The sequence below is a fragment of the Mesorhizobium sp. BR-1-1-10 genome (assembly GCF_020165595.1).
GTDB lineage: Bacteria > Pseudomonadota > Alphaproteobacteria > Rhizobiales > Rhizobiaceae > Mesorhizobium > Mesorhizobium australicum.
Map to the genome: position 1 here is coordinate 54,572 of NZ_JAIUIL010000017.1, position 17,111 is coordinate 71,682.

The window sequence follows — 17,111 nt, forward strand, 5'->3', positions numbered from 1 at the left end:
GATCAAAGCCGGAGGGGAGGAGCATCCGCTCTTCCCCTCCGCAACCGACGCCACCAGCAAAAGCAGCCAGATGAAGCGTTCCGTCCCCTTCGAGATATTCCGCTACGCCGCGATCCTCGCGGCGATGGCCGTCACGCTGGTGCCGATCCTGTGGACGGTGTCGATGGCCTTCAAGCCGATCGCCGAATGGTCGGCGACGGGTGCGGACCTGACATGGTGGCCGAAGAACCCGACGCTCAGCAATTTCCAGTTCGTGTTCGGCGAGTCCACCAACAATTTGATCGTCGCGCTCGACCGCACCGCGCTGAAGCCGATCCTATCGTCGCTTCTGTCGGCGGTATTCGGCACCGCGATCGCCATGTCGGCGGGCACCGCCGCCGCCTACGGCCTGTCGCGCTTCGGCTCCGGCCAGAACCTGCCGCTCGCGCTGATCCAGCTCAGGCTGTTTCCGCCGATGGCCGTCATGATCCCTGTGATGATCATGTGGGCCTTCCTGAATTTCACAGACAGCTGGTGGGGGCTGGCGCTGATCTACGGCATCGTCACGCTGCCGTTCGCTTTCTGGCTGATGAAGACCTTCTTCGACGACATGCCGCGCGAGATCGAGGAAGCCGCTTTGGTCGAGGGCTGCTCGCGGCTGCGCGTCTTCACCCGCATCACGCTGCCGATGATGCGCGCGCCGTTGGCGAGTGCTGCGCTCTTCGTCTTCATCCTCAACTGGTCGGACTATCTGATCGCGCTGCTTCTGACGACGCGCGAATGGGTGACGATCCCCGTCTACATGGCCTCGCTGTCCTCGTCGATGACCGGCCAGCTCTATGGCGCCAAGGCCGCACTCGGGCTGATCGCGGCGGTGCCGCCGGTCATCATGGGCATCGCCATCCAGCGCCATCTGGTGCGCGGGCTGACTTTCGGAGCGCTCAAGCAATGAGCGCGGTGGTTGCGACGATTTCGGAGGGTGAGATGGACGCGGCCCGCGCAAAGCCGGCGCTGCGCGACGAAGGCATGCGGTTGGGCTTTCGCCTGACCTTGCCGGCGCAGATCCTGGTGCTGTTCATCTCGGCCTTTCCACTCTTGATGCAGCTCTACATCAGCGTCACCGACTGGTCGCCACTCTCGGGCCTTGGCTGGTGGAACGCCTGGGAGATGTGGAACAGCTTCGCCAACTATACCGACCTTGCCGCCGACGCGCGCTTCTGGAGTGCGCTGAAGCGCACGGTCATCGTGATGGTCGTCTGCGTGCCGGCCGAGTTCCTGTTAGGCTTGGCGCTGGCGACGCTGTTCGCCGACGATTTTCCGGGCAAGCGTATCTTCTATTCGGTCCTCCTGATGCCGATGATGGTGGTGCCGGCGGTGGCCGGCTACATGTTCTTCATGCTGTTCCAGTCCGGCGGCCCGGTGAACGACATCCTGTCGGCAATCACGGGCACGCAAGTCACCATTGCCTGGCTGTCGGATCCGACACTGGCGCTGATCGCGGTGATGATCGCCGACATCTGGCAGTGGACGCCGCTGATGTTCCTGATCCTGCTGGCCGGCCTGGTCGGAGTGCCGGAGGACCAGATCAAGGCGGCAACGCTGCTCGGCGCCAATCCCTGGCAGCGCTTTACCACCATCGTGCTGCCGAAGATGAAGACGATCATCATCATCGCGCTGGCGATAAGGGTGATCGAGAACTTCAAGATCTTCGACACGCTGTACATCATGACCGGCGGCGGCCCCGGCGTCGCCACCGAAACGATCTCCGTCTACATCTACAAGGTCACCACGCAGGATCTGATCTGGGGCTATGTGGCGGCGATCGCGCTCGCCATTCTGGTCGTGCTCTCCATCGTCGCCGTGTTCGCCATGAAGCGCATGGCCCGGGCAAGGCAGGTGGCGGCATGAGCACGATCCAGCTCAAGCACCTCACCAAGACATTCGGCGACTTCACGGCGCTGAAGACCATGGACCTCGATATCGCCGATGGCGAGTTCATGGCTCTGCTGGGGCCTTCAGGCTGCGGCAAGTCGACGACGATGAACATGATTGCCGGAATGGAAGAGCCGACCAGCGGCAAGATCCTGTTTGGCGAGCGCGACATGGCCGGCGTGCCGATGGGCCGGCGCGGGGTTGGCTTCGTGTTCCAGAACTACGCGATCTTCACCCATATGACGGTGCGCCAGAACCTTGCCTACGGGCCAAGGATGCGTGGCGCCGCCACGGTCGAGATCGATCGTCGCGTCGGCACGATTGCCGAGCTGCTGCAACTGACGCCGCTGCTCGACCGCAAGGCCGACCGGCTGTCGGTCAACATACTGCAGCGCGTGGCGATCGGCCGCTCGGCAATCATGGAGCCGGCGATCTTCCTGCTCGACGAGCCGCTGTCCAATGTCGACGCCGCCTTCCGCGCGGTGATGCGCACCGAGCTGAAACAGCTGCAGCGCCAGTTCAAGCAGACCATGGTCTACGTCACGCACGACCAGCTGGAAGCCATGACCATGGCCGACCGTATCGCGGTCATGGACCACGGCGTGCTGCAGCAGGTCGGCACGCCGCTCGAGGTCTACAACAATCCGGCCAATGTCTTCGTCGCCCGCTTCATCGGCGCGCCGGGCATGAACCTGCTCAAGGGCCGACCTGCGGAGAGCGACCGGGGTCTGGTCGTCGATCTCGGGGCGCTGGGCATCACGCCGCCATTACCCGACGAGCTGGCGGCGGCCATGCGTGGCGCACGCGACGAGGTGCTCTACGGCTTTCGGCCGGAACAGGTGGCCCTGGCGGAGAATGGACGCGGGCTTGCCATGCCTGTCACTTTCGTCGAGCGCATCGGCGCGCGCACCATCGTTCACCTCGGCCAGGGCGACGGCGCCGTGAAAGCGGTCTTCGACAATGATGTCGGGCTGTCGATAGGGCAAACCGCGGTCGTCGCACCCGCGGCGTCGTCAGTGCGGGTCTTCGACGCCGTTAGCGGCCTTGCGATGAGAGCGGGTTGAGCCATGGCCGACATCGTCTTCCGCAATGTCACGAAACGCTACGGCACGATGCTCGCCGTCGACGACGCCTCGTTCACTGTCAACGACAACGAGTTCTTCTGCTTCTTCGGGCCGCCGCTGTCGGGCAAGTCGACAATCCTGCGCCTGGTGCTCGGGCTGGAGACGCCGGATGCCGGCGAAATCCTCATCGGCGGCAAGCCCGTCAACACGGTGTCGCCAGCAGAGCGCAATGTCGCCATGGTGTTCCAGAACTTGGCGCTGTTCCCGCATATGAGCGCGCTCGACAATGTCCGTTTCCCGCTGGTCGAGCGCCGGGTCGCCGAGGTCGATATCAAACGGCGCGTCGCCGATGTCGCGGCCAAGCTGCATATCGGCCATATCCTGCACAAGCCGCCGGCACTGCTTTCGGGCGGCGAGCGGCAGCGGGTGGCGATCGCCCGCGCCCTGGTGCGCGACCCCAACGCCTATCTGATGGACGATCCGATCTCGGCGCTCGACGCGCGGCTGCGCGAGGAAACGCGCGTCGAACTGAAGCGCATCCAGCGTGAGCTCGGCAAGACGCTGATCTATGTCACGCACGACCAGGAAGAGGCGATGTCGATCGCCGACCGCATGGCCATACTGGAAAGCGGAAGGATCCGGCAGATCGGCGCGCCGGCCGAGATCTATGATCGCCCGGCCAGCACCTACGTGGCGCGGCTGCTGGGGTCGCCTGTCATGAACATCCTCAAATCCGTTCAAGGCGAGGGCGGCATCGAGGCCGCCGAAGGCGCGATCAGCATCGCCGATCGCACGGCTCCGGCCGACGCCGTCGAGATCGGGCTGAGGCCGGAGGATATCAAGGTCAGGCCCTGGAGCGACACCGAGAAGGAGAGCCCCGGCCGCCCGGCGCGGGTGTTCGAGGTCGAGCCGCTTGGCGGCTATACCGTGGTGACACTCGCCGCCGGGCAAGCGCGGCTGAAGGCTTTGCTGCGCGGCCAGCCTGACATCAGGCCCGACGCGATGGTGGCGATATCCTGCGAGCCGGCGCGCGTGCATTATTTCGGACAGGGCGGAGGCGCGTTGGCAAGATGAACGCGGCCGCAAGGACAGGATTTCGGGAGGAAGGCATGACAGGCAAGGGCTTCGAGCCGGATGTGAAGGTCCGCACGAAGGAATATCGGATCGGCTGCGTCGGCGCCGGCATGATCATGGCCGAATGCCATCTGGCCGCCTATAAGGACGCTGGCTTTCCGGTCGTGGCGATCGCCTCGCGTACCAAGGCGAATGCGCAAAAGGTCGCCGACCGTTGGGGTATCCCGACCGTCCACGACACCCCGGAACAGCTGATCGAGGATGCAGATGTCGAGATCATCGACCTCGCGTTTCCGCCGGACCAGCAGCCGGCGCTGATCCGCCATGCGTTGAAGCAGAACCACATCAAGGCGATCCTGGCTCAGAAGCCGCTGGCGCTGTCGGTCGAGGAAGCCGTCAAGTTGCGCGACGAGGCGGCGAAGGCCGGCAAGATACTCTCGGTCAACCAGAACATGCGCTACGACCAGTCGATGCGCGTGTTGAAGCAGCTCATCGACAGTGGCGCGCTCGGAGACATCGTCTTCGCGCAGATCGACATGCACGCCATTCCGCACTGGCAGACCTTCCTTCAGGGTTACGACCGGCTGACGCTTGCCAATATGAGCGTGCACCACCTTGACGTGCTGCGCTTCCTGTTCGGCGATCCCGATGAGATCACGACGCTGACGCGCAAGGATCCGCGCACGACATTCGACCATTCCGACGGCATCACCGTATCGACGCTGAAATTTCCGTCCGGCGTGCTGGCCGTGTCGCTGGAGGATGTGTGGTCCGGTCCGCGCCAGCAGGGCTACAAGGACGACCAGCACATCAACTGGCGCGTCGACGGCACCAAGGGCGTTGCCAAGGGCACGATCGGCTGGCCGACCGGTGCTGCTTCGACGCTGACCTATGCTTCGGCCGAAACGACCGGCGGCGAGTGGGTAACTCCAAGCTGGGAGACGATGTGGTTCCCGCATGCCTTCATCGGCGTCATGGAGCAGCTGCAGCACGCCGTGAAGACCGGTACGCCGCCGGCGCTCACCGTTGCCGACAACGTCAAGACCATGGCGCTGGTCGAAGCGGGCTATCGCTCGATGGCATCGGGCCGCACGGTCAAGCTTTCCGAAATCTCCACAAACGCAACTAACTGAAATCGCAGACAACTGAATCGCTTACAGGGAGGAATTCAAGATCATGATGCAAGCAGGTATTTTCACGGGCTATTTCCCGTACGGCCTCGAAGAGACGGCAAAGAAGATCCGCGGGCTCGGTTTCAACACGGTGCAGCTCGACCTGCACTTCAGGGATGTCGACCTGTCGGCTGGGCAGATCACCAGGGACAAGGCCAGGAAGGTGCGCGACGTCTTCCGCGACCACAATTTGCCGGTCTGCTGCGTGTCGGGCTACACCAACATCATCCATCCCGACAAGGCGGAGCGCGACAAGCGCGTCGGTTATCTCAAGGAGATCATCCGCAATGCGCGCGAGTTCGGCAGCCCTTACGTGATCTCGGAGACCGGCACCTACAACACCGAATCCGACTGGGTGCATCACCCCAAGAACAAGACCGAGGAAGGTTTTGAGGAATGCCGCAAGGTCATCGCCGATCTTGCCCAGACGGCTTACGACCATGGCGCGGTCTTCCTGCTCGAAACCTATGTCAACAACGTCGTCGGCTCGGTCGAGGAGACGGTGAAGATGTTCGCGCAGGTCGACCATCCAGGCCTTGGCCTGCTGATGGACCCGACCAATTATTTCGAGACGCACAACATCGACCGGATGGACCAGATCCTGAACCAGGTGTTCGACACGCTGACCGACAAGATCAGAATAGCGCATGCCAAGGACGTCAAGCGCTCAGGCGATGACAAGTCGGAGAAGCACGCCGACATCGGCGATGCCGACGCGATGGAAAGCCATACGTTCCGCGGGGTTGGCGAAATCGAACTGCCGGCGCCCGGCCTTGGCTCGCTGAACTACGACCTCTACCTCCAGCGGCTGGCCGAAAAGCATCCGAACATACCGGTGATCATCGAGCATCTGTCGGAAGACGACGTGCCGCGCGCCAAGACATTCCTCGACGGGAAATTCCGCGCCAACGGCCTGTGACGGCTAGCCGCGCCACCAGTGCACGGCGGCGCGGCTTCAAACAAGGGAGGAAAGAATGTTGAAATTCGCATTGAAATTGGCGGCCGCCGCGACAGTGCTCGCCGGCGTCGCCCTTGGCACGGCGGCGCAGGCGCAGGACGGCCAGAAGACCTTCTATCTCTTGTCGCATGGCGGTCCGTCGGATGCGTTCTGGATCGACTGGAACGCCGGTGCGACCAAGGCCTGCGAGCAGCTCAAGGTAACCTGCAAGATTTCCTTCAGTGGCGGCGACATGGCGGCGCAGAAGGAGGCCTTCAACTCGGCGCTTGCCGCAAAGCCCGACGGCATCGCCACTACGTCGGCGCAGCCGGGCCTGTGGACGGAGGAGGTGAAAGCAGCCAAGGCGGCTGGCATCCCGATCGTGTTCTTCAATACCGACGATCCGGCGACAGGCCGGCAGGCCTATGTCGGCGCGGACCTGAAAGAAGCGGGTGTCATCTGGGCCAAATATCTGGTCGACCACAAGATGGTGAAGCAGGGCGACAAGGTTTTTCTGCCGGTCGAGGTTCCCGGCGCCAGTTACCAGCAGCTCGAGACCGAGGGCATCGCCAGCATTTTCGATCCCTTGGGGATCAAATATGACGTGGTCGATTGCGGCACCGATCCGGCTGGCATCATCGCCAAGATGACCGATTACATGGTCGCCAACAATCCGCCGGCGATCATCGCGCTCGGCGATTCCGTGGCCGCCAGCGTCAAGCGCGTGTTCGATGGCGCCGGCGTGCCGGCGGGCAAGATCCCGGTCGTCGGCTGGGGCAATTCCAAGGAGACGGCACAAGCCGTCAAGGATGGCTTCGTCAATGCCGCCGCCTGGCAATATCCCTCTGCGCAAGGCTTCATGCCGGTGGCGCTGCTCGGGCTTGCCGCGTCAGGCGAGCCGATCGGCTACGACATCCACACTTTCGGTCTCTACGACGCCTCCAGCGTCGACCCGATCCTGAAGCTCTACGACAAGAAATGAGAAAACAGCGCCCGCCGGAAACGCGGCGGGCGTCTTTTGAAGCGTGGTTCAAGCAGTCATGACAATTGCCGCAGAAGACGAAGTGCCGGGGGTGAAAGGCAGATCGCGCCTGCTGCGCTCGCCGCAATTCTCCTCCTTCGTCATCCTCCTCATCTTGCTGGCGGTATTCGCGGTCGCCGACGCCAATTTCCTGTCGCCGCTCAACATCTCCAACATGATGGCGTTCCTGCCCGAGCTCGGCATCATCGCACTCGGCATGACGCTGCTTTTGACGGCAGGCGAATTCGATCTTTCCGTCGGCGCGGTGTTTGGGCTGGCGCCGGTGGTGGTGATGCTGCTGGTGCAAAATGGCGGGGTGGATATAGGTGTCGCGCTTCTGGCCGGGCTGCTGCTTTGTATCGCGATCGGCGCGATCAACGGGCTGATCGTCACCAAGATCGGCATCTCCTCCTTCCTGGTGACGCTGTCGATGTTGCTCGTCGTGCGCGGGGCAGCGCTTTACATCACGCAAGGCTTTCCGCTGAAATCCTGGGACCAGCCGGGCTTCTTCGTGACGCTGCTCGCCGGCAGCTTCAACATCGGCTCGTTCCGCTTCTACACCTCGCTGTGGTGGTTCATCGGCCTCTCGCTGTTTGCCATCTACATCCTGCGCTACGCCAAGCTCGGCAACTGGATCAGTGCCATCGGCTCCAATCGCAACGCGGCGGTGGCGCGCGGCGTGCCGGCCGATACGGTCAAGATCTGGCTGTTCATCGCGACTTCGGTGCTGGCCGGCCTTGCTGGCATGATCAGTGCCTTCCGCATCTCGGCCGCGTCACCGGTGGCCGGCACCGGCTACGAGCTGGAAGTGATCGCCATGGTGGTGGTGGGCGGCACGGCGCTGACCGGCGGACGCGGCACCATCCTCGGCACCATCGTCGGCGCGCTGATGCTGCGCGCCATCCGCAACGGCATCGTGCTGATCGGCGTGCCGGGGCTCGCCTACAACATCTTTGTCGGCCTCATCATCCTCGCCATGCTCATCCTGCACGCTTTGCTGCAGAAGAACGCCGCAAGGGGCTGACGATGGTGCAAGAAGTACTTCGGCTGCAGAACCTGCAAAAATCCTTCGGCAGCGTGCGCGCGCTGAAGAACGCCTCGCTGATACTGCGGGAAGGCGAGGTGGTGGCGCTGCTGGGCGACAATGGCGCCGGAAAATCGACGCTGATCAAGACGATCTCGGGTGTCTTCCCGGTCGATCGTGGCGACATCTTTGTGCGCGGCGAAAAGGTTTCGATCCGCTCGACCCGGGATGCGATGGACCTCGGCATCGAGACCATCCACCAGGATACCTCACTGGCGCCCGATCTCAGCATCGCTCGTAATCTTTTCCTCGGCCGCGAGCCGGTCAATTTCGGCTGGCTCGGCGTGTTCGCGCCGCTCGATCTCGCGAAGCTGCGCAAAGCCGCTTCCGAACTCCTCAAGCGCGTCGGCATCTCGAAGAAACTCGACGCTGATGCGCTGGTCTCGACGCTGTCGGGCGGCGAGCGGCAGTCGATCGCCATCTCGCGCGCCATGCAGTTCGCCGCCAAGGTGATCATTCTCGACGAGCCGACCAACAATCTCGGCGTCGAGGAAACCCACGGTGTGCTGCGTTTCGTCAAGGAGGTACGCGACGCCGGCCATTCGGTGCTGCTCATCACCCACAACATCCACCATGTCTTCCAGGTCGCCGACCGCATCGTCGTGATGCGGCGCGGCGAGATCGTCGCCGAACAGACGGTCGCCGACACCGACCTCCTGACCGTGGAAAGCATCATCACCGGCGCCGACATGTCGGCCTTGCTCAAGGAGGCGAGGGCAAAGTGAAGGGCGTCGCATGGTAGAGCTTTACGGCAAGACGCTGTCGCGCCGGCAAGTGGCCGAGCGGTCAGGCCAGCTGTCGCAATTCGCGGGCGTGCGGCTGATGACGCTCGGCGACGGGTTGGAGCGCGGCATCCGCATGCTCGAATTCCGCACCGGCTCGGGCCTGCGCTTCACCGCGCTCGTCGACCGGGCGCTCGACATCGCCGATTGCGACTTCAAGGGCCAGGCGATCGGCTGGCATTCGCCGAGCGGCTTTCGCCATCCGGGCTTGCACGACTATGAAGGGGAAGCGGGGCTGGCCTGGGCGCGGTCCTTCTCGGGCCTGCTCGTCACCTGCGGCCTCGACCACATTCTGGGGCGGGAAGAAGTGCCGGCCGAGAGCTACAACTATCCGGGGAAGAAGACGGTGCTTCATTCGCTGCATGGTCGTGTCGGTACCATCCCGGCGCGGCTGACCGGCTATGGCGAGCGCTGGGAGGGCGACCGCTGCGTGCTGTGGGCAGAAGGCATCGTGCAGCAGTCGGCGGTGTTTGGCGAGGATCTGCATCTCACTCGCCGCATCGAAGCCGATGTCGGGGGTAACGAGATCCGGCTTTCGGACCATGTCGTCAACCACGGCTTCAACCGCACCCCGCATATGTATTTCTACCATGTCAATGTCAGCCATCCCTTGCTCGACGAAGGCTCCCGTTATCTGGCGCCGATCCGCGACGTCGTCTGGGCCAGCCATGCCGGCGAGCGCTACGAGGCGCAGAGTGTCGGCTATCGCACGGCGCCGGCACCGCAACGGCACTTCTGGGAGCAGGTCTGGCAGCACGAAATGGCCGCCGACGCCCATGGCGAGGTTCCGGTGGCCGTCGTCAACGACCGGCTCGGTCTCGGCTTCGAAGTGGCGACCCGCAAGGACCAGTTGCCGTGTGCCTACCAATGGCAGAATTTCCAGGCCGGGCAGTACGCGCTGGGGATAGAGCCATCGACCCACCATGTGCTCGGCGATCTCGCCGCCCGCGAGCGCGGCGAGATGATCTGGCTGGAGCATGGCGAAAGCCGGGCCTATGACGCGGTGTTCCGCGTCCTCGACGGCAAGGAGGAAATCGCTGGCGCCGAAGCCAGGATCGCGGATATCGCCCGGCAGCCCGAGCAGGATTATCCTCAGCCTTCAGAAAATTTTCCAAGACTGGCCGGCAGGACATGAGCGCGACATTTATTCAAAGCAAGCCCTCCGGCCGGCGGACCGGATTGCCAGCGCTGCGCGACGATTGGAGGCCAATTTGACGACGATGGCGAAAAAGCGCGACTACAGCCTGGTCGGCGAAAGTACCAGAACGGCGATCGAGACCGGGCTTGCCTCGGCCGAGTGGTACCACACCGACGTGCCGCGCAAGGCGATGAAGGAGTTGATGCAGCGTTCCGACGGCCCGGCGATCCGCGACACCATCATCTGGATTGTCGCGATCCTGGGCTCGGCCGTGGGTATCGTCCTGTTCTGGGGTTCGTGGTGGGTGGTGCCGTTCCTGTTCGTCTATGGCGTGCTCTACGGCTCGTCGAGCGACTCGCGCTGGCACGAATGCGGCCATGGCACGGCTTTTCGCACGCGCTGGATGAATGATGTCGTCTACCACATCGCCTCGTTCATGCTGATGCGCAATCCCGTGCAATGGCGCTGGAGCCATGCCCGCCACCACACCGACACCATCATCGTCGGCCGCGACGCCGAGATCGCGGTCATGCGTCCGCCGGACCTGTTGAAGGCGGCGCTCGCCTTCACCGGCATTCTCGACTTTCGCTATTCGCTGCCGACGCTGGTGCGGCAGGCATTCGGGACGCTGTCCGACGAAGAGAAGAGCTATATCCCCGAGATGGAACAGCATAAGGCCGTGGTCGCGGCCCGCTGGCATGTCGCGATCTATGTGGCGACGATCGCCCTCGCGATCGCGCTGAGGTCATGGATACCGCTGGTGCTGATCGGCCTGCCGCGCCTCTACGGCACCTGGCACATGGTGACGACTGGCCTGCTGCAGCATATCGGGCTCGCCGACAATGTCGTCGACCATCGGCTGAACACGCGCACCGTCTACATGAACCCGATCAGCCGGTTCATCTACTGGAACATGAATTACCATGTGGAGCACCACATGTTCCCGATGGTGCCGTATCACGCGCTGCCCAGGCTGCATGAACTGATCAAGCACGATCTGCCGAAGCCCAATCCGTCCATGTGGCACGCCTACCGCGAGGTCTGGCCGGTCCTGCTCAGGCAGCTGAAATACGAGGACTATTACCTTAAGCGCGAACTGCCGCCGACGGCCAGGCCCTATCGCGGTGAGTTCCACCAGGTCGATATGTCGGCGGCGGCCGAGTAGCGACCGCGAATGTCCGCAGGAGATAGAGATGGCCGATTGGGTTGAAGCGTGCGCGGTGGACGATGTCGAGGAAGAGGATGTCATCCGCTTCGACCATGGTGGGCGGACCTTCGCGATCTACCGGTCGCCGGATGACGAGTTCTTCGCCACCGACGGTTTTTGCACGCATGAGAAGGCGCATCTGGCCGACGGGCTTGTCATGGACGACATCATCGAATGCCCCAAGCACAATGGCCGCTTCAACTACAAGACCGGCCAGGCCAAGGGCGCGCCGGTCTGCGTCAATCTCGCGACCTATTCGGTGAAGATCGAAGCCGGCAAGGTGATGATCCAGATATGAAGCGGGGGTATGATCAATCGATCCGGCACCGCGACGGCAAACAACAGAGGGGAACGCTTTAATGAGCCGAAAGAGACCGACCGTCGCCGATTTGCGCGCCATGAAGGGCAAGCGTCAACTGACCATGCTGCGCGTGCTGACGCTGGACGAGGCCGAGGCCGCCGAACGGGCAGGGGTCGACATCGTCTCGGTGCCGCCCGAACTGGTGCTCAACCCGCGCTACCGCGATGCCGCGCCCAGCCTGTTCACCATGCCGGGCGACAATTTCTTCGAGATCGGCACCGCGGATGATTTCGTGCGCTGGGCCTTCCGGCTCTACAAGGCCGGCGCCGACGCGGTCTATTGCAGCGCGGGCTACGCCACCATCAAGAGGATGGCGGACGATGCCATTCCCGTCATAGGCCATGTCGGCCTCATTCCTTCCCGCGCGACCTGGACCGGCGGCTTCAAGGCGGTTGGCAAGTCCGCCGATACGGCGATGCAGGTGTTCGAAGCGGTCAAGCAACTGGAGGCTGCCGGTGCGATCGGCGCTGAGATCGAGGTGGTACCAGTCGAGGTGGCGAAGGCGATCTCGGAGCGCACCTCGCTGATCATGCTGTCGATGGGCGCGGGTACCGGCTGCGACGCGCAATATCTGTTCGCCGACGACATTCTTGGCCAGAACCGTGGCCACATGCCGCGCCACTCGAAAATCTACCGCAATTTCGCCGCCGAATACGATCGGCTTCAGGCGGAGCGGGTGGCGGCATTTTCCGAATATGTCGCCGACGTCAACAGCGGCGCCTATCCCGAGGACAGGCATATCGTGCATATGGACCCAGCCGAGCTAAAGCTGTTTCTGGACAAGGTAGGCCAGTCGTAAGGTCGCTTGCTGGTATCCTGTGGCCGAGCCACACGATTTTTCGGGAGCAATGCGTCAATGAAAAATGTTCAATTGATCGATGGAGCCATCAATTCGGCCTATAATATCTATGCAGTGTCGGATGAGGACTTTGAATTGATGTTTCCGAACAGTCAGGATATAGAATTCATTGAAGATTTCTTTAAGCGCGTTGGAAGTAAGAGAGGCAGACGATTTCAGGATTCCTTAAATAAGGGTCGACAAAAGAAAACTGAAGTCAACGGAATACATGGAGCACTGTTTTATGGGCTGAAGTGGCAGAAGAAGCATCTCTACCCAAATAAAAAATTTTCTGATGACCCTTCGTCGGCATATTGATGGCATGTCAGAAACGGCATAAGGCCTGCCATGTGCCGCCGGTCAGCGCGGCGTAGAGTGCTTCGGCGTAGATGCCGAGAGGCCTGTCTTCCTTCAGGGTTGGGACGAGCCCGCGCACGGCTGTTTGAACCGCTGCGGTGCGTGGCGCCGGCGTCAACCCTTGACGCATATCCACGGCCTGGGCGGCGGCCATCAGTTCGAAGGCGATCAGCCGCCGCCACAGCGCGATCATGTCGGCGCATTTCGAAACCACCAGCGGCGTCTGCGTGGCGTGATCCTCCACGCCTTCCGAAACCGGCAGGAAATCGAGCATCACCGGATTGGCCTTGTGGCGGATGGCAGCCAGGATCGACGTCACCGTTTTTTGCAGCGGCACCAAACCGGCCGAGGCGCCACCGACCGGCGACAGGTATTTGGGCAGGCCGTTGCGGCCCGGGCCGGTGAGCTGGATGAAGCGGGCGGCACTGGCGGCCGCACATTGAGCGATTGCCAGGCTTAGCGTCTCGAAGGCGAGCGCCAGCGAAGCGGTGTGAAAGTTGCCGGTCGACAGCACCAGCTCGTCGTCGCTCAGAACCAGCGGGTTGTCGGCGGCGGCATTGAGTTCGGTCTCGACGGCGCGTCTTGCCTGGCCGATCGCCTCGATCAGCGCGCCATGGATCGAGGGCATGCAGCGGATCGACAGCGGGTCCTGTATGGTGGTGGGCGCGGGCGCTTCGTCGCGGGCGAGAAGATCATGCAGCGCCTTGGCGGCTGCCTGCTGGCCGGCGGCGGGCCGCGCCATGTGCAGGCGGGGGTCCAGGATGGTGCGGTTGGCGCCGAAACCTTCCATGGTCAGCGCGCCGGCCTGGTGCTGCTGGGCAAGAGCCGACAGCGCGTCCGTGACCGCAAGCGCGCCGCCGCCGGCGGAGACGGCGGAAGCGTTGATCAGCGACAGTCCATCCTTGGGCGCCAGGCCGATGGGGCCGAGGCGGGCCATCATCAGTGCCTTGACCGCTGGCATGCGCCTTCCCTGATAATCGGCTTCACCTTCGCCGATCAGCAGGCGGGCGATCGCGGTCATCAACACCAGGTCGCCGGCGCCAATCGAGCCGAGCGACGGCATCACTGGATGGACGCCGGCGTTGAGGACTTCGATCAAGGCAACGAACACGGCGGGCGACAGGCCGGAGCCACCGGCCGACAACATTGTCAGACGGGCAAGCATGGTGGCGCGCACGGCCTCGACGGGCAGCGCTTCGCCGACCGCCCCGCTGCGGCCCTCGAGTAGCTGGCGCTGGAAGGCGCTGGCGTCACCCTCGACCGATGTGCGAAGATTGGCGCCGAGCCCGGTGTTCAAGCCGTAGATCTGCTGGCCGGAGGCCGCCGCCTGGTCGAGCACCTTTCGCGCCTTCTCCAGCCTGCCGATGACATTGGCTCCGATCTCCACCTTGCGTGCCTCGCGGGCGACGGCGGCGACATCGTCGACACTGACGCCGGCCCCGGTGAGGACGAGCGCGCTCATGCGAAGCGCAGCCTTTGGCCGATGCCTTGCGCCTGCGCCTTGGCCAGCATCGCCTTGCCGAGCGCAATGTCGGACAGCGACAGGCCGCGATGCCAGAAGAGGATGGTTTCGTCGTCGCTCTGCCGTCCCGGCCTGAGGCCAGCGGCGATCTGGCCGAGTTCGGCATGCAGCGTCGTCTCGCTCAGTCGCCCGGTCTCGACATGCGCACGCAGCGAGCCGAACTTGCCGCCCTTGCACTGGCCCCAGTCGTCGACGACCATCTTCTGCATGATGTCGGTCAGCGACAGCTCCACGGCGCTCATCGTGCCATAGGGAACGACAAGCGCGCCCGGCTTGATCCATTCTGTCTTCAGCAGCGGCTGCGGCTCGGGCAGGCGTGAGGCTTCGACGACGATGTCGGCGCCCTTGACGCAACTCTCCCAGTCGGCGACCGCGGTGATGGGCTTGCCGAGGTCGGCGGAGAGTTTTGCGGCAAAGCCATCGCGGCTTTCTGGGCGACGCGAATGGACGCGGATCTCATCGAAATCGAAGAGATGGTCGAGCAGGCGCACATTCCAGTACGCGGTGCCGCGCGCGCCGATATGGGCGAGCACCTTCGCGTTGTTGCGCGCCAGGTGCTTGGCGCCGATGGCGGTGACGGCGCCGGTGCGCATGTCGGTGATGACCGTGGCGTCGAGAATGGCGCGCGGCGTGCCGGTGCGTGGATCGAACAAATTGAGGATGCCGAATTCCGAGGGCAGGCCGTGAAGATAGTTGTCGACATAGTCGCCGACGATTTTCACGCCGGCCGTATCGAGCGGCGCGACGTAGCCGCGCAAGACATTGAAATGGCCGTGGAAGGATGGGTCGGGTTCGAGGTGGACACGCGGCTCGATCACCGTCTGGCCCTTGCCTTGCGCAACGAGCCCGGCCTCGACGGCGTCGATGATCTCGCCATCGGCCATGGCAAGCGCTTCGATGTCGAGGGCGTTGAGGTAGTCGATATAGATAGGCTTCATGCCCGCACGGTTCCTGTTGTTTAAGACCGAGGCCCATTCATTCCATAACAGGCGGCGATGCGACACGAAAGTTTGTTGGTCCATCTCTGGACGCAGTTGGCTAAATGTTGTTGAAACCGACCCGACATGACGGCCATTCCCGAAAATGAAGCCTTGCCCGAGACAGCCACGAATTCGCGGCGCGTGGCGCTGATCGTCGCCATCGCCTTCTTCATGCAGCTGCTGGATTCGACGATCATCTCGACGTCGCTGCCGCAGATGGGCGCTTCCTTCGGCGTGCCGGCGTTGGCGATGAGCATCGGCATCACCGTCTACATGCTGACCATGGCGGTGTTCGTGCCGCTGTCGGGGTGGCTCGCCGACCGGTTCGGCGCGCGTAACATCTTCCTCGCAGCCATCGCGCTGTTCACACTGGCGTCGCTCGCCTGCGGCTTCTCCGGGAGTCTGACCGAATTCGTCGTTGCCCGTGCCGTGCAGGGCCTGGGCAGCGCCTTGATGACGCCGGTCGGCCGCATCCTGGTCCTGCGCAACGCGTCGAAATCCGAATTGCTCAACGCCACGGCGCTTATCACCTGGCCGGCGCTCTTCGCGCCCGTGGTCGGCCCGGTGCTTGGCGGTTTCATCACCACCTATCTGTCCTGGCACTGGAATTTCTTCATCAACATCCCGCTCGGCGCGATCGGGCTGGTGTTGGTCGCCCGCTTCATACCGGGTGATCGTGAAGCCGATCCCAAGCCGCTCGACTGGCCGGGGTTTTTCCTGACGTCGCTGGGGCTCGCCTGCCTGCTCTATGGTCTCGAGCGCATCGCGCATCCGGAGGATGGGGCCTTGCCTACGGTGGGGCTGATCGCGGCGGGGATCGTCGACGGCTGGCTAGCGGTGCGGCATCTGCGCCGCGCGCCGCATCCGCTGCTCGACCTCTCCTCGTTCAAGGTGCAGACCTTCGCCATCTCGACGCTTGCGGCCGGCACCATCTTCCGGGTGGCGATCAACGCCACGCCGTTCCTTTTGCCGCTGCTGTTCCAGGTCGGCTTCGGCCTATCGCCCGTCGATGCCGGCATGATGATCCTGGCCTATTTCCTCGGCAATCTCGGCATGAAAACGGTGACGACGCCGACGCTGCGTCGCTTCGGCTTCCGCTCGGTGATGGTCGACAACGGCATCATCGCCTCGGTGTCGATCATGGCCTGCGCGGCGATCTCGCCGCAGACGCCGCAGCCGCTGGTGGTGGCGCTGATGCTGATCGCCGGCCTGTCGCGCTCGATGCAGTTCACCGCGCTCAACACGCTGGCCTTCGCCGATATCGCCGCCGCGCAGCGTAGCTCCGCGGCGACCTTGTCCTCGATGCTGCAGCAAGTGGCGATGCTGTTCGGCGTCGCGGTGGCGGCGGCGATCCTCAACCTGTCGCAGATCGCGAGAGACCGGCCGGCGCTCGACCTCGTCGATTTTCGAGCAGCCTTCCTGCTGATCGGCATTATCGGGCTGGTGGCGTCGTTTCGTTTCCTGGTGTTGCCGAGAGGTGCCGGCGCCGAGGTCTCCGGCCATGTTGCCGGGAACTGAAATCGAATTTTCCGCCAGATCGCAGGGTTAAATTCCGTCTTCGCCTTTCGCCTTGGTGTTGTGCTTCGCCAAGCGCCGAGGCGGCGCAAACAATGGCCAAAAGTGCAGGAGTTTCCGGGCATTGCGCCAGATTCGGCAATCAATG

The 17,111-nt window shown here is 63.3% G+C and carries 17 protein-coding genes; 15 read left to right on the forward strand and 2 right to left on the reverse strand.

Annotated features, from left to right (window positions below; all coding sequences use genetic code 11):
- Positions 1-70: 70 nt before the first annotated feature.
- The 14 genes from LB555_RS27710 to LB555_RS27775 all read left to right on the forward strand — a co-directional run bounded on the left by LB555_RS27710 (position 71) and on the right by LB555_RS27775 (position 12,907).
- A complete protein-coding gene (locus LB555_RS27710) occupies positions 71-931 on the forward strand; it encodes a carbohydrate ABC transporter permease (RefSeq protein ID WP_224684234.1) in 861 nt (286 codons plus the stop codon).
- Positions 928-1,887 carry a carbohydrate ABC transporter permease gene (locus tag LB555_RS27715; protein WP_015317069.1) on the forward strand — a complete coding sequence of 320 codons (960 nt, stop codon included), beginning with the start codon at positions 928-930 and terminating at the stop codon, positions 1,885-1,887. Before LB555_RS27710 ends, LB555_RS27715 begins: the two co-directional genes overlap by 4 nt.
- Positions 1,884-2,975, forward strand: coding sequence for an ABC transporter ATP-binding protein (locus LB555_RS27720; RefSeq protein WP_015317070.1), 1,092 nt, complete (start codon positions 1,884-1,886; stop codon positions 2,973-2,975). Before LB555_RS27715 ends, LB555_RS27720 begins: the two co-directional genes overlap by 4 nt.
- A 3-nt stretch (positions 2,976-2,978) precedes the next feature.
- A complete protein-coding gene (locus tag LB555_RS27725) occupies positions 2,979-4,049 on the forward strand; it encodes an ABC transporter ATP-binding protein (protein WP_224684235.1) in 1,071 nt (356 codons plus the stop codon).
- A gap of 35 nt (positions 4,050-4,084) precedes the next feature.
- Positions 4,085-5,182, forward strand: a complete 1,098-nt coding sequence (locus LB555_RS27730) for a Gfo/Idh/MocA family protein (RefSeq protein ID WP_015317072.1) — start codon at positions 4,085-4,087, stop codon at positions 5,180-5,182.
- Positions 5,183-5,225: 43 nt separating this feature from the next.
- The gene (locus LB555_RS27735; RefSeq protein WP_224684236.1) at positions 5,226-6,140 is read left to right on the forward strand and encodes a sugar phosphate isomerase/epimerase family protein; all 915 of its coding nucleotides are present in this window, start codon (positions 5,226-5,228) and stop codon (positions 6,138-6,140) included.
- A gap of 55 nt (positions 6,141-6,195) precedes the next feature.
- A complete protein-coding gene (locus tag LB555_RS27740; RefSeq protein ID WP_224684237.1) occupies positions 6,196-7,140 on the forward strand; it encodes a substrate-binding domain-containing protein in 945 nt (314 codons plus the stop codon).
- Positions 7,141-7,198: 58 nt separating this feature from the next.
- A complete protein-coding gene (locus LB555_RS27745) occupies positions 7,199-8,203 on the forward strand; it encodes an ABC transporter permease (protein ID WP_224684238.1) in 1,005 nt (334 codons plus the stop codon).
- A gap of 2 nt (positions 8,204-8,205) precedes the next feature.
- Entirely contained in the window at positions 8,206-8,988 is a 783-nt protein-coding gene (locus tag LB555_RS27750; protein ID WP_224684239.1) for an ATP-binding cassette domain-containing protein, read from the forward strand.
- A 10-nt stretch (positions 8,989-8,998) separates the two neighbouring features.
- Entirely contained in the window at positions 8,999-10,180 is a 1,182-nt protein-coding gene (locus LB555_RS27755) for an aldose 1-epimerase family protein (protein WP_224684240.1), read from the forward strand.
- 85 nt (positions 10,181-10,265) lie between these two features.
- Positions 10,266-11,348 carry a fatty acid desaturase family protein gene (locus LB555_RS27760; RefSeq protein WP_224684258.1) on the forward strand — a complete coding sequence of 361 codons (1,083 nt, stop codon included), beginning with the start codon at positions 10,266-10,268 and terminating at the stop codon, positions 11,346-11,348.
- Positions 11,349-11,376: 28 nt separating this feature from the next.
- The gene (locus LB555_RS27765; RefSeq protein WP_015317079.1) at positions 11,377-11,688 is read left to right on the forward strand and encodes a MocE family 2Fe-2S type ferredoxin; all 312 of its coding nucleotides are present in this window, start codon (positions 11,377-11,379) and stop codon (positions 11,686-11,688) included.
- 61 nt (positions 11,689-11,749) lie between these two features.
- A complete protein-coding gene (locus tag LB555_RS27770; RefSeq protein ID WP_140725489.1) occupies positions 11,750-12,550 on the forward strand; it encodes a 3-methyl-2-oxobutanoate hydroxymethyltransferase in 801 nt (266 codons plus the stop codon).
- 57 nt (positions 12,551-12,607) lie between these two features.
- Positions 12,608-12,907 (forward strand): hypothetical protein, encoded by a 300-nt coding sequence (locus LB555_RS27775; RefSeq protein ID WP_224684241.1) that lies wholly within the window; start codon positions 12,608-12,610, stop codon positions 12,905-12,907.
- Positions 12,908-12,914: 7 nt separating this feature from the next.
- Here LB555_RS27775 and hutH read toward each other — a convergent pair whose 3' ends face one another.
- Positions 12,915-14,408 carry a histidine ammonia-lyase gene (gene hutH, locus LB555_RS27780; protein ID WP_140725495.1) on the reverse strand — a complete coding sequence of 498 codons (1,494 nt, stop codon included), beginning with the start codon at positions 14,406-14,408 and terminating at the stop codon, positions 12,915-12,917.
- Positions 14,405-15,406 carry an ornithine cyclodeaminase family protein gene (locus LB555_RS27785; protein ID WP_140718354.1) on the reverse strand — a complete coding sequence of 334 codons (1,002 nt, stop codon included), beginning with the start codon at positions 15,404-15,406 and terminating at the stop codon, positions 14,405-14,407. The genes hutH and LB555_RS27785 overlap by 4 nt, the downstream gene beginning before the upstream one ends.
- Positions 15,407-15,532: 126 nt before the next feature.
- Between LB555_RS27785 and LB555_RS27790 the strand changes: the two genes are divergently transcribed.
- Positions 15,533-16,966: a DHA2 family efflux MFS transporter permease subunit gene (locus LB555_RS27790; RefSeq protein WP_224684242.1), complete on the forward strand. Its 1,434-nt coding sequence runs from the start codon at positions 15,533-15,535 to the stop codon at positions 16,964-16,966.
- Positions 16,967-17,111 lie beyond the last annotated feature (145 nt).

What these genes read in the sequence shown, in the direction of transcription:
- LB555_RS27775 (WP_224684241.1), top strand. Translation starts at nt 12,608, where the DNA reads ATGAAAAATGTTCAATTGATCGATGGAGCCATCAATTCGGCCTATAAT.
- LB555_RS27710 (WP_224684234.1), top strand. Translation starts at nt 71, where the DNA reads ATGAAGCGTTCCGTCCCCTTCGAGATATTCCGCTACGCCGCGATCCTC.
- LB555_RS27715 (WP_015317069.1), top strand. Translation starts at nt 928, where the DNA reads ATGAGCGCGGTGGTTGCGACGATTTCGGAGGGTGAGATGGACGCGGCC.
- LB555_RS27790 (WP_224684242.1), top strand. Translation starts at nt 15,533, where the DNA reads ATGACGGCCATTCCCGAAAATGAAGCCTTGCCCGAGACAGCCACGAAT.
- LB555_RS27785 (WP_140718354.1), bottom strand. Translation starts at nt 15,406, where the DNA reads ATGAAGCCTATCTATATCGACTACCTCAACGCCCTCGACATCGAAGCG.
- LB555_RS27760 (WP_224684258.1), top strand. Translation starts at nt 10,266, where the DNA reads ATGGCGAAAAAGCGCGACTACAGCCTGGTCGGCGAAAGTACCAGAACG.
- LB555_RS27730 (WP_015317072.1), top strand. Translation starts at nt 4,085, where the DNA reads ATGACAGGCAAGGGCTTCGAGCCGGATGTGAAGGTCCGCACGAAGGAA.
- LB555_RS27755 (WP_224684240.1), top strand. Translation starts at nt 8,999, where the DNA reads ATGGTAGAGCTTTACGGCAAGACGCTGTCGCGCCGGCAAGTGGCCGAG.
- LB555_RS27720 (WP_015317070.1), top strand. Translation starts at nt 1,884, where the DNA reads ATGAGCACGATCCAGCTCAAGCACCTCACCAAGACATTCGGCGACTTC.
- LB555_RS27750 (WP_224684239.1), top strand. Translation starts at nt 8,206, where the DNA reads ATGGTGCAAGAAGTACTTCGGCTGCAGAACCTGCAAAAATCCTTCGGC.
- LB555_RS27725 (WP_224684235.1), top strand. Translation starts at nt 2,979, where the DNA reads ATGGCCGACATCGTCTTCCGCAATGTCACGAAACGCTACGGCACGATG.
- LB555_RS27740 (WP_224684237.1), top strand. Translation starts at nt 6,196, where the DNA reads ATGTTGAAATTCGCATTGAAATTGGCGGCCGCCGCGACAGTGCTCGCC.
- LB555_RS27765 (WP_015317079.1), top strand. Translation starts at nt 11,377, where the DNA reads ATGGCCGATTGGGTTGAAGCGTGCGCGGTGGACGATGTCGAGGAAGAG.
- LB555_RS27735 (WP_224684236.1), top strand. Translation starts at nt 5,226, where the DNA reads ATGATGCAAGCAGGTATTTTCACGGGCTATTTCCCGTACGGCCTCGAA.
- LB555_RS27770 (WP_140725489.1), top strand. Translation starts at nt 11,750, where the DNA reads ATGAGCCGAAAGAGACCGACCGTCGCCGATTTGCGCGCCATGAAGGGC.
- LB555_RS27745 (WP_224684238.1), top strand. Translation starts at nt 7,199, where the DNA reads ATGACAATTGCCGCAGAAGACGAAGTGCCGGGGGTGAAAGGCAGATCG.
- hutH (WP_140725495.1), bottom strand. Translation starts at nt 14,408, where the DNA reads ATGAGCGCGCTCGTCCTCACCGGGGCCGGCGTCAGTGTCGACGATGTC.